This is a genomic window from Glycomyces sp. MUSA5-2, assembly GCF_037034145.1.
In the GTDB taxonomy this organism is placed as follows: domain Bacteria; phylum Actinomycetota; class Actinomycetes; order Mycobacteriales; family Micromonosporaceae; genus Glycomyces; species Glycomyces artemisiae.
Map to the genome: position 1 here is coordinate 748,505 of NZ_JBAGKG010000003.1, position 10,830 is coordinate 759,334.

The 10,830-nt window shown below is 71.6% G+C and carries 7 protein-coding genes; 4 read left to right on the forward strand and 3 right to left on the reverse strand.

What is annotated here, in order from left to right:
• Window positions 1-29 precede the first annotated feature (29 nt).
• Together WA640_RS13675 and WA640_RS13680 are read right to left on the reverse strand one after the other, a co-directional pair.
• On the reverse strand, window positions 30-1,835 hold the full coding sequence (locus WA640_RS13675; protein WP_335988273.1) for a sugar phosphate isomerase/epimerase and 4-hydroxyphenylpyruvate domain-containing protein: 1,806 nt from the start codon (window positions 1,833-1,835) through the stop codon (window positions 30-32).
• Between the two features lie 19 nt (window positions 1,836-1,854).
• On the reverse strand, window positions 1,855-2,733 hold the full coding sequence (locus WA640_RS13680; RefSeq protein WP_335988263.1) for a shikimate dehydrogenase: 879 nt from the start codon (window positions 2,731-2,733) through the stop codon (window positions 1,855-1,857).
• 173 nt (window positions 2,734-2,906) lie between these two features.
• On the opposite strand from WA640_RS13680, the gene WA640_RS13685 reads away from it, so the two are divergent.
• From WA640_RS13685 to WA640_RS13700, 4 genes are all read left to right on the forward strand, one after another.
• Complete coding sequence (locus WA640_RS13685; RefSeq protein ID WP_106365582.1) at window positions 2,907-3,557, forward strand: TetR family transcriptional regulator; 651 nt, start codon at window positions 2,907-2,909, stop codon at window positions 3,555-3,557.
• A gap of 210 nt (window positions 3,558-3,767) precedes the next feature.
• Window positions 3,768-5,123 carry an MFS transporter gene (locus WA640_RS13690; RefSeq protein WP_335988265.1) on the forward strand — a complete coding sequence of 452 codons (1,356 nt, stop codon included), beginning with the start codon at window positions 3,768-3,770 and terminating at the stop codon, window positions 5,121-5,123.
• A gap of 181 nt (window positions 5,124-5,304) precedes the next feature.
• The gene (locus tag WA640_RS13695) at window positions 5,305-7,383 is read left to right on the forward strand and encodes a PhoX family protein (RefSeq protein WP_335988266.1); all 2,079 of its coding nucleotides are present in this window, start codon (window positions 5,305-5,307) and stop codon (window positions 7,381-7,383) included.
• A gap of 98 nt (window positions 7,384-7,481) precedes the next feature.
• On the forward strand, window positions 7,482-7,652 hold the full coding sequence (locus tag WA640_RS13700; RefSeq protein WP_181245870.1) for a hypothetical protein: 171 nt from the start codon (window positions 7,482-7,484) through the stop codon (window positions 7,650-7,652).
• Window positions 7,653-7,727: 75 nt separating this feature from the next.
• Here the strand turns inward: WA640_RS13700 and WA640_RS13705 are convergent, their stop codons facing one another.
• Window positions 7,728-10,667: a carbohydrate binding domain-containing protein gene (locus WA640_RS13705; protein WP_335988267.1), complete on the reverse strand. Its 2,940-nt coding sequence runs from the start codon at window positions 10,665-10,667 to the stop codon at window positions 7,728-7,730.
• Window positions 10,668-10,830 lie beyond the last annotated feature (163 nt).

Genomic DNA, 10,830 nt, shown 5'->3' on the forward strand with positions numbered 1-10,830 from the left:
TGAAGGGCCCGGGCCATCGGCTCGGGCCCTTACGCTTTGCGGCGCAGGCGGTCGCGGCGGTGGGCGGCCATGCGCACGGGCGCGTTCGGGGCGCCGTAGCCGGTGTAGCCGCCGAGGCGCTGCACGACCTCGAAGAAGACGCGGGAGCCGAGCACGGGCGTGTAGCAGTGCAGGAACTCGCCGTCCCCGTCGCGGTCGTACAGGAGGGCGTTGGCGCGCAGCAGTCCCAGGCGCTCGGGCGGCGGGGCGAGGCGCGCGTCGAGGTCCTCGTAGTAGTTGGCGGGGATCTCCAGGAGCAGTCCCGCGTCCCGCAGTCGCCTTGCGGCCGCGGCGATGTCGCCGGTCGCGAAGGCGACGTGCTGCGGGTGCGGGACGGCGGGGGCCCAGCCGCCCCGGCGCACCGCGGCCACGCTCAGGGCGATCCGCACGCGGTGCGCGGCATCGGCCATCGACAGGCTCCGCATGAGCCCGAAGGGGGCCGCGACCTCGGCGGGCGTCTCGGGGTCGAGGCCGAAGACGGTGCGGTAGAACAGGGCCGCGCCGTCGAAGTCGTCGGTCTGCTGCGTCAGGGCCACGTGGTCCACGCACTGGAGGAGCGCATCGGGCGCGGCCGGGTCGCCGGTCGGGGCGAAGTCGGCCCGCCAGCCTTCCTCGACGTCGGTGCGGCAGAAGAACACCGAGGTGCCGCCGGGGGCGGCGACCGCGGCGAGGTCGGCCTCCCCGGCGCGGTGCTCCCGCGGCAGGATCGGGGCCAGGAGCCGCTCGGCGCGGCGGGCCGAGGCAGGCGGATCGGTGCTCTCCACCGCGATGGCGGCGACCGCGGTCGCGCCCTCGGCCGCGGCGGCCCGGTTCACCAGGATGCGGGCGCTCCCCTGCTCCCACAGTGCCACCGGCTTCGACCGGTGGGCGCCGCTGCGCGCGAACCCGAGCGCCTCCAGGGCACCCGCGACCTCGGCGTCGGCGTCGGCCCCCGCGCCGATCTCCACGAACGCGACGCCGTCGAGGCGCGGCGGCGCGGGCAGGGCGGTGTCCACGCCCGCGGCCTCCTGGAGGCCGAGCAGCGAGCGCAGCGCGTCGACGGCCGCCACGCGCGGATCCGCTTGGCGGAACACGTCGTTGAACACTTCGAGCGACAGCGGCCCCGTGTAGCCGGTCTCCAGGGCGGTGCGCAGGAACCCGGCGAGGTCGAACGCGCCCTGGCCGGGGAACAGCCGGTGGTGGCGGCTCCACTGGAGCACGTCCATGTCCAGGCGCGGGGCGTCGGCGAGCTGGAGGAAGAACAGCTTCTCGGGCGGGATCACGCGGATCGCCGACATGTCGGACCCGCGGGAGAGGATGTGGAAGGTGTCGAGGCACAGGCCGAGGTTCGGGTGGTCGGCGCGGCGCACGATCCGCCAGGCCCGGTCGAACGTCGAGACGTGGCGGCCCCAGGCGAGGGCCTCGTAGGCGATGCGCACGCCGTGGTCGGCGGCGCGTTCGGAGAGGAGGTGCAGGTGCTCCGCGGCCAGGTCGTCGTCGTCCACTGAGTCCGGATGCACGCTGGAGCACACGAGCAGCAGGTCGGCGCCGAGGCGCTCCATGACCCGGAACTTGTGCTCGGCGCGGCGCAGGTTCGCGGCCAGCAGCGGCGGAGGCACGGCCTCGAAGTCGCGGAACGGCTGGTACAGGTCGATGGTCAGGCCCAGGTCGGCGCAGCGGGCGCGCACCGCTTCGGGGGTGTCGGCCGCGGCGACGAGGTCGGGCTCGAAGACCTCGACGCCGTCGAAGCCCGCGGCGGCGGCCGCAGTGAGCTTGTCGTCCAGGGTGCCCGAGAGGCAGACGGTGGCGATGCCCATGGGGTGCACGGGTTCCTCCTCAGCGGGCGGCGGCGAGCGCGTCGAAGTGGCGGAGCATCCGGTCCGCGTCGGGTTCGGTCCCGGTGAACAGCCGGAACGAGTCCACGGCCTGGTAGACGGCCATGCGGCCGCCGTCGAGGACGCGGCATCCCGCGGCGCGGGCCGCGGCGAGCAGCGGGGTTTCGAGCGGGAAGTAGACGACTTCGGCGACCCACAGGCCCGGGTGCAGGAGCGCGGTCGGGACGGCGGTGCCGGGGTGGGCGGCCATGCCGGTCGGGGTGGCGTGGACGAGGCCGTCGGCGCCGTCGAGCGCACTGGCGAGGTCGCCCGCAGGCCCGGCGGTGATGCGGTCGCGTCCGAAGTGGGCGCCGAGTGCGTCGGCGAGGCGGGCGCTGCGGTCCGCATCGAGATCGAGCACCTGCACGTGCCCGGCGCCGATGCCCAGGAGCGCGTGGGCGACGGCGGCCCCGGCGCCGCCCGCGCCGAGGAGCACCACGCGGTCGAGGCGGGCCCCGGCGAGGCCGCCCATGGCGCTGCGGGCGAACCCGGAGGCGTCGGTGTTGTAGCCGACCGCCTTGCCGCCCTTGAACAGGACGGTGTTGACCGCGCCGAGGACGGCGGCCTCCTCCGACAGCGAGTCGAGGTGGGCGATGACGGCCTGCTTGACGGGATGGGTGACGTTCAGCCCGGTGTAGCCGGTGAGGCGCGCGGCCGCGAGGAGGTCGCCGACCCGGTCGGGCCCGATGCCGAGGTCGAGGAGGTCGAGGCGCCGGTACTGGTAGCGCAGGCCCAGCTCGTGGGCCTCGCGCTCGTGGAGCGCGGGGCTGAGGGAGGGCCCGATCCCGGCGCCGACGAGGCCGATGAGGTGCGCGCCGGGAGCGCCGAAGTCTGTGGGCACGGGGTCTCCTCGCCGTTCGGCAGCTTTGTACGAACTAGTTACTTCAACTTAGCAACCTTGCGCGCGTTTGCAAAGGCCCCGCCGCGGGCGCCCGCGGCCCCGCCCGTCCAGCCGTCCCGCGGCCCCGCGCGTTACAGTTGCGGTTCCGCCACTCCCCCGACACGAGGTCCCGCTTGAGCACCCGAGAGACCGCCCCGGCCGCCGACCGCGTCCGCGACCCCCAGCGCACCCGGGCCGAGATCCTCGACGTCGCGACGAGCGAATTCGCCGCCAACGGCTACGCGGGCGCGCGCGTCGACGAGATCGCCGCGAAGACCCGCACCACCAAGCGGATGATCTACTACTACTTCGAGTCCAAGCAGGGCCTGTACCTCGCCGTCCTCGAACAGGCCTACTCGGTCATCAGGTCCCTGGAGAGCGGCCTCGACGTCGAGCACCTCGATCCGCTCGCGGCGCTGCGCGAGCTCGCCGAGCTCACCTTCGACCACCACGAGTCGCACCCCGACTTCATCCGCCTGGTCTCCATCGAGAACATCCACGGCGCCAAGCACCTCGCCCAGTCCGAGATGCTCCCCGGCCTGTCCGCGCCCGTCCTCGACGTCATCGGGCGCATCCTCGAACGCGGCCGCGCCGCGGGCGTGCTCCGCGAGGACGTCGACGCCCTCGACGTCCACATGCTCATCAGCTCCTACTGCGTCTTCCGCATCGCCAACCGGCACACGTTCAGCACGATCTTCGGCCGCGACCTGCTCGACCCCGGCCGCCGCGAGCACTACCGGACCATGCTCGGCGACCTCGTCGTCGAGCACCTCGCCAGGCGCTGACCGCGCCAGCCACTCCCGCAACATCGATGGGCCGCAATGCATGCTGCCCGCCGACCTGCGCCTTTCCGTTCACCACGCCCTCTTGACAGCGCCGCCGCGCTGGCGAATGATCGGGTATTAACCAAGCAGTACATAACTATCCAGTACGTTCATCGTCTGCGATGAACGGCTGCACCCCCGCGACCCTGCAACGGCGCAAGGAGATCCACCGTGTCCGTCCACCCCGCCCCCCGCCCGCCGGGCCCCGACCACCGCGGCACGCCCCGGCGCACCGCCGTCGCCGCCTGGATCGGCTCCGCCCTGGAGTACTACGACTTCTTCATCTACGGCACCGCCGCCGCCCTCGTGTTCGGGAAGGTCTTCTTCCCCGCCGAGCACGCCGCGACCGGCACCCTGCTCGCCATCGCCACCTTCGGCGTCGGCTACGCCGCCCGCCCCCTCGGCGCGGTGATCCTCGGCCACGTCGGCGACCGCTTCGGTCGCAAGCGGGTCCTGGTGTTCACGCTCCTGCTCATGGGCGCCACCACGTTCCTCGTCGGGTGCCTCCCGAGTTACGAGTCCATCGGCGTCGCCGCGCCGGTCCTCCTGGTGCTCCTGCGGCTCCTCCAGGGCCTGTCGGCCGCGGGCGAGCAGGCCAGCGCCAACTCGATGAGCCTGGAGCACGCCCCCGCGCACCGCCGCGCGTTCTTCACCTCCTGGACGCTGAGCGGCACGCAGGCCGGGCAGCTCATCGCGACCGCCGCGTTCCTGCCGGTGGCGGCCCTCCCCGAGGAGGACCTGCTGTCGTGGGGCTGGCGGATCCCGTTCTGGGCCAGCGTCGTCATGGTCGTCGTCGGCTACATCATCCGCCGCCGCGTCGAGGAGACCCCGGTCTTCGAGGACGAGGCGGCGGCCGGGAACACCGTGAAGCTGCCGTTCGCGGTCCTCATGCGCGACCACTGGGCGGACGTGCTCCGCGTGGTGTGCGCGGCGCTCATCGCCTCGGTGTCCACGATCTTCACCGTCTACGCGTTGACGTACGCGGTGAACACGGTGGGCCTGGAGCGGACCCCGATGCTGTGGGTCGGCGTCGCGGCGAACCTCCTTGCGGTGGCGCTCATCCCCCTGTGGGGCGGGGCCGCCGACCGGTTCGGGCGCAAGCCGGTGTTCCTGTTCGGGTCGCTCGGGTGCGGGGTCCTCATCTTCCCGTACCTGTGGGCGATCTCGGTGGGGAACTGGGCGCTCATCTTCGGGCTCGGCGTCCTGCTTTTCGGCCTCGTCTACCAGGCCGCGAACGCGACCTGGCCGTCGTTCTACGGGGAGATGTTCACCGCGCGGGTGCGCCTGTCGGGGATGGCGATCGGCACGCAGATCGGGTTCGCGATCAGCGGGTTCCTGCCCACGGTCGCGGTGGCCCTGGAGGGCGCGGACAAGGGCGCGTGGGTGCGGGTGGCCGTGTTCACCGCGGTCATGTGCCTGGTCAACGCCGTCGCGGTGTTCTCGGCGCGCGAGACGTACCGGGTCCCGACCGAGGAGCTGGGCCTGAAGCGGGCGCCGGTGCGGGCCGCCTCGGGCGCCGCGGACTGACCCGTTTCGCCCTCGCCTCGGGCGATTCCTCTATACCGTGGCGAGGGCGTTCTCCTGGTGTTCATGCGACGTTGGTGGAACCGCATACCCGCTCCGCATAGCGTCCGGGGCGAGAGACAACCGAACGCGGACGACCCCCGGCCGCGTTCCCCATCGGACTGCCATGGAGAGAAGCGAAGCGATGCGACCCCACAACCCGGAGCGGCGACGCCTGACGATCTTCCCGACCGTGCACGGCGGGCGCTCGGAGCTGACCTGCCTGTACCGGTGCGGTGACGCCTGCAACCACCCGGTGCCGAACACCTCCGACAACGAGTACCTGGGCGACGTGATCGCCAAGGCCGTCTCGCGCCGGGGCCTCATCAAGGGCGGCGTGACGGCGACGATCGTGGCCGGCGCCGCGGGCGCCGCCGCGACCCCCGCGTTCGCGGCGGACGCCGACGACGCGGTCGAGCTCGGCAAGCGCGGCTCGCGCCCGCGCGGCCTCGACTTCGAGGCGGTGGCCCCCAACCGCGAGGACGCCGTCGTCACGGCCGAGGGCTTCGAGCAGCAGATCGTGATCCGCTGGGGCGACCCGGTCCTGGAGGGCGCGCCGGAGTTCGACCCCGAGCACCAGACGCCCGAGTCGCAGGCCGGCCAGTTCGGCTACAACAACGACTACACGGCGCTGCTCGACCACCCGGACGACAGCCGCAAGAAGGTCCTCGTGTGCAACCACGAGTACACGACCGAGAGCTCCATGCTCCCGGGCTACGACGAGGCCGCCCCCACCGAGGACCAGATCCGCATCGGCATGGCCGCGCACGGCCTGTCGGTCGTCACGGTCAAGGAGGACCGCCGCACCGGCGCCCTGACCCCGGTCGTCGGCGACGAGCTGAACCGCCGCATCACCGCCGAGACGCCGTTCGTGATCTCCGGCCCGGCCGCGGGCTCGGACCTGCTGAAGACCTCCGCCGACCCCGAGGGCACGACCGCGCTGGGCACGCTGAACAACTGCGCGGGCGGGACCACCCCGTGGGGCACGATCCTGTCGGGCGAGGAGAACTTCAACCAGTACTTCGCGAACTTCGCGACGATGACCGACGCCGAGCAGAAGGCGAAGCTGGCCCGCTACGGCTTCTCCGGCGGGGCGTCGGCGCGCAAGTGGGAGCAGTACGACCCGCGCTTCGACCTGGAGCAGGAGCCCAACGAGCCCAACCGGTTCGGGTGGATCGTCGAGCTGGACCCGTACGACCCCGACTGGACGCCGCGCAAGCGCACCGCGCTGGGCCGCTTCAAGCACGAGGGCGCCGGGCCGCGCCTGTCCGACGACGGGCACGTCGTCGTCTACATGGGCGACGACGAGCGCTTCGACTACATGTACAAGTTCGTCTCCAAGAACAAGATGAAGCACGGCTCCGGCCGCTCCGCCCGCGAGCACAACCGCAAGCTCCTCGACGAGGGCACGCTGTACGTCGCGAAGTTCACCGGCGACAGCCCGGCGGCCGAGATCGACGGCTCCGGCGCGCTCCCGGCCGACGGCGCGTTCGACGGCTCGGGCGAGTGGATCAAGCTGGCCTCCGGCGACACTTCCTATGTGGAGGGCTTCACCGCCGAGGAGGTGTACGTCTTCACCCGCCAGGCCGCCGACCAGGTCGGGGCGACGAAGATGGACCGCCCCGAGGACGTCGAGCCGAGCCCGAAGACCGGCAAGGTCTATGTGGCGCTGACGAACAACACCCAGCGCGGCACCTCCGGGAAGGCCGCGGCCGACGAGGCCAACCCGCGCAACTCGAACAAGCACGGCCAGGTCCTGGAGCTGGTGGAGGACGACGACGACCCGCGGTCGCTGACGTTCGGCTGGAACCTGCTGCTCGTCTGCGGCGACCCCGCCGCGGCGGACACCTACTTCGGCGGGTTCCCCAAGGACCAGGTCTCCCCGATCTCGTGCCCCGACAACGTGGCGTTCGACCCGTACGGGAACCTGTGGATCTCCACCGACGGCAACGCGCTCGGCTCGAACGACGGCCTGTTCGCGGTGGCCCTGGAGGGCTCGCACCGCGGCGAGACCAAGCAGTTCCTGTCCGTCCCGATCGGCGCTGAGACCTGCGGCCCGGTCGCCCAGGCCAAGCACATCCTGGTCGCGGTCCAGCACCCCGGTGAGCTCGACGGCGCGGACTACGACAACCGCCTGTCGAACTGGCCCGACGGCGGCACCTCGCTCCCGCGTCCGGCGGTCGTGAACGTGACGACCCCGCGCTTCGGCAACATCGGCTGCTAACGCACTGAACCGCGGGGCGGCGTCCGGGGGACCGGGCGCCGCCCCGCCGCGTTCCGAGCGCGGGCGCCCGCTTGCCGGACCTGCCTATCCTCGGTGCCATGTCCACCCCGCCCGATCCCCCCGAGGCCCCCAAGGGCTTCCTCCGCGAGTTCTTCTCCGGCTTCTTCGACGACTTCACCTGCGGCGACTGGCTGGAGTTCGCCATCTACTGCGCCATCGCGATCGCCGCCGTGGCGACCGGCGTCGCCTGGCTCCTCGGGAAGTTCTGACGCGTCCTGCTGGAACGGCCGGGCCGGCCGCGGGGGTCGCCCGCGGCCGGCCCGGTCCTTCTGGGCGGCAAGGTCCTATGAGAGGTACGGCCCGTCGTCGCCGACCTGGCCGGGCGCGTCGGTGAGCGCGGTGTCGAGCACGTAGACGGCCATGTCGCCCTGCCCGGATACGGTGGCGGTCAGCGTCCCGCCGGTCACCGTCTTGACGTCGCCGGTGACGGCGTCGGTGTAGGTGCCGTTCGGGATGTTCGTGAACGTCGCGGAGGAGGTGATGGCGACGAGGGCGAAGCTGTCGGTGTCCGCGTCGGTGTAGCGGCGCTTGAACGCGATGCCGCCGCTGATGTTCTCGGTGGAGTACTGCCCCATGGAGAGCGCCGGGACGGCCCGGCGGATCTCGTTGAGGCGCTGGAGGTGCTGCACGAGCGGCTGGTCGAGGGTGGTCGCGACGGCGCCGGTCGCCGAGTCGACCCGGCTGAAGTCGCTGACGGCGAGGGTCCCTTCGAGGTGGTCGCCGTAGTAGGCGCGCCCGGTCTCGGCGAGCGGGCAGGTGGGCCCGCAGTCGATCCGCACGCCCGCCTGGAACTCGATCTCGGAGCCGTAGAACAGGGTCGGGATGCCGCGGAACGTCCACATGAGGTTCATGTTCTCGGCCCATGCGTCGGTGCCCCCGGCGTAGCGGGTGCTGGACTTGTTGGGGCCGTAGTCGTGCGAGTCGACGTAGACGGCGTTGAACGTGGCGTCGTTGACCCAGGGGTCGGAGTCCTTGCCGTTGAAGAACGCGTTCGAGGCCTCCCCGAAGTTCATGTGCATGCGCATGTCGATGATGTTCATGCCGGAGAACTGCGAGTAGTCGGGCGCGTGGTAGGCGTTCCCGTCGAGGAACGCGTTGTCGCTGGTCGGCTGGTTCTCGGTGCCCTGGGCGTTCTCCCAGTCGTACTGCTCGATCGCGGCGGCGACGTCGTCCGCCGAGTACTCGCGGCGCTCCTGCCAGGTGTAGAACTGCGCGGAGTGGTTGACCGAGCCGCGGTTCCAGCGGTCGTGGACGAACGCGGCGACCTCCCCGAAGATGTAGAAGTCCCGGGCCTTCTCCGCGCCGTACTTGGCGACCAGGTGCTCCTGGAGGGCGGGCAGGAACACGCGGTTCCAGGTGACGCGCGGGATGTGGACGGCGGTGTCGACGCGGAAGCCGTCGACGCCCATGTCGATGTACTGCTCATAGGCGCCGATCAGGTAGTCCTGCACCGCTGCGTTCTCGGTGTTGAAGTCGGCGAGGTCCTCGTGGATCCAGCAGGAGCGGGCGTCCTCGCCCTCCCAGTTCCCGATCCAGCACTGGTGGTAGTTCGCGGCCGAGAACATCCCGGAGGTGGGGCTGGGCCACTGGCAGTTGTAGACGGTCCAGCCTTCGGAGCTGTAGTTGCCGGTGGGGGTGCCCCAGTTGCGGCAGGTGTTGCCCGCCGGCTCCTCGGTGGACCAGAGGTCGCCGTTGTAGTAGGAGCGACCGGAGTTCGGCTCGACCGAGAGGCCGTCGTAGGCGAAGTCGGGGTTGTAGTCGTCGTAGAAGTCGCCCCACTGGTCGTCCTGGACGCCGAAGACGGTGGGCGTCTCCAGGCCGACCGCGCCCCAGCGGGACGAGTGGTTGAAGACGACGTCCTGGTAGATCTTCATGTCCTTGGCGTGCGCGGTGTCGATGAGGTCCTGGTAGGAGGCCCCTTCGGATTCGAGGCGGGCGTCCACTTCGTAGAAGTCGTACCCGTGGTAGCCGTGGTAGTCGTAGTCGGAGCGGTTGAGCACGACCGGGGTGATCCACACGGCGGAGAAGCCGAGGGCCTTGATGTAGTCGAGGCGCTCGATGAGGCCGGAGAAGTCGCCGCGGAACATCGGGTCGTCGTAGTCGGCGTTCCCGGAGATCTCGTGCTTGGCGCCGCCGCGGTTGTTCGACTCGTCGCCGTCGTAGAAGCGGGCGGTCATGACGAAGTAGATCGGGTCCTGGCGGGGGTCGCCGCCGAGCATCTCGCCGCCCGCGGCCGCGGGCGGGGCGTCGCCGGTGGTCGCGGTGGCCGATCCGCTGGCGGACGAGAGGTTCCCGGCGGCGTCGTAGGCGGCGACGGTGTAGGCGTACTCGGTGTTCGGGTCGAGGTTCGCGTCGGTGAACTTCGTCGACGCGGTGGTGCGGGTGACGGTCCCGTCGGCGGAGGTGCGGGTGAGGCGGTAGCCGGTGACGCCGACGTCGTCGGTCGAGGCGGTCCACGACAGGATCACGGTGGTGGCGTTGACGGCGGCGGTGACGCCGGTCGGCGCGGCGGGGGCGACGGTGTCGGGCTCGGCGGCCTCGCAGGGGTCGGCCGCGTCGGCCGTGACCTCCGCATCGGAGACGAGGGTGGTGCCCGCGCCGATCGCGTAGTCGCTGCCGCCGTTGTTGTCCCAGACGCCGCCGCCGTTGTTGAACGCGGCGGTCAGGCCGGCCGCGGAGCCGAGCGGGACGGTGAGGCGGGCCCATCCGGCGCAGGCGGGCTCGGCCATGGCGAGGCCGGGGGCGGTGGTCCACACGCCCGCGACGGCGTAGTGCAGGTAGGCCTGGGTCCAGCCCATGGAGGCGAGGTCGTAGTAGACGACGGCCTCGCCGCCGCCGCAGGGGTTCCCGGCGCCGACCTGGCCGCCCGCGACGGTGACGTCGCCTGAGCCGATGCGGTAGTTCGCGCCGTTGTTGTTGTCCCAGGCGCCCGCTCCGTTGTTGAAGACGACCTGCGCGCCGGTCGCGGCGCCGAGGTCGACGGTGCGGGTGTACCAGCCGGTGCAGGCGGGGGTCATGGGGACGCCGGGGACGGCGGTCCAGGCGCCGCCGTCGGGGGCGTAGTGGATGTTGGCGCCGGTCCAGCCGGAGGCGGCGCGGTAGTAGACGGTGGCGGTGGTGGCGGCGGCCGTCGCGGCCGGGACGGCCGCCAGCGCCATGAGCGCGGCGGCCAGTGCGAGGACGGCGGCGAGCAGCCGGGAACGGCGGCGGGGTCCGCGAGTCATGTCGGGCTCCTGTGGGGCGTGGTCTGCTGTTCTGGACTTGCCGTTCCCAGATTGTTTCTTGCAGGTCTTGCAAGAAGTAACCAGACCCTAGCACAGACTTTCCCATATAGCTATGTCTCGATTGATAGCGCTGAGTGCCGCAGGCCGTACAGCCGTCCCTAAC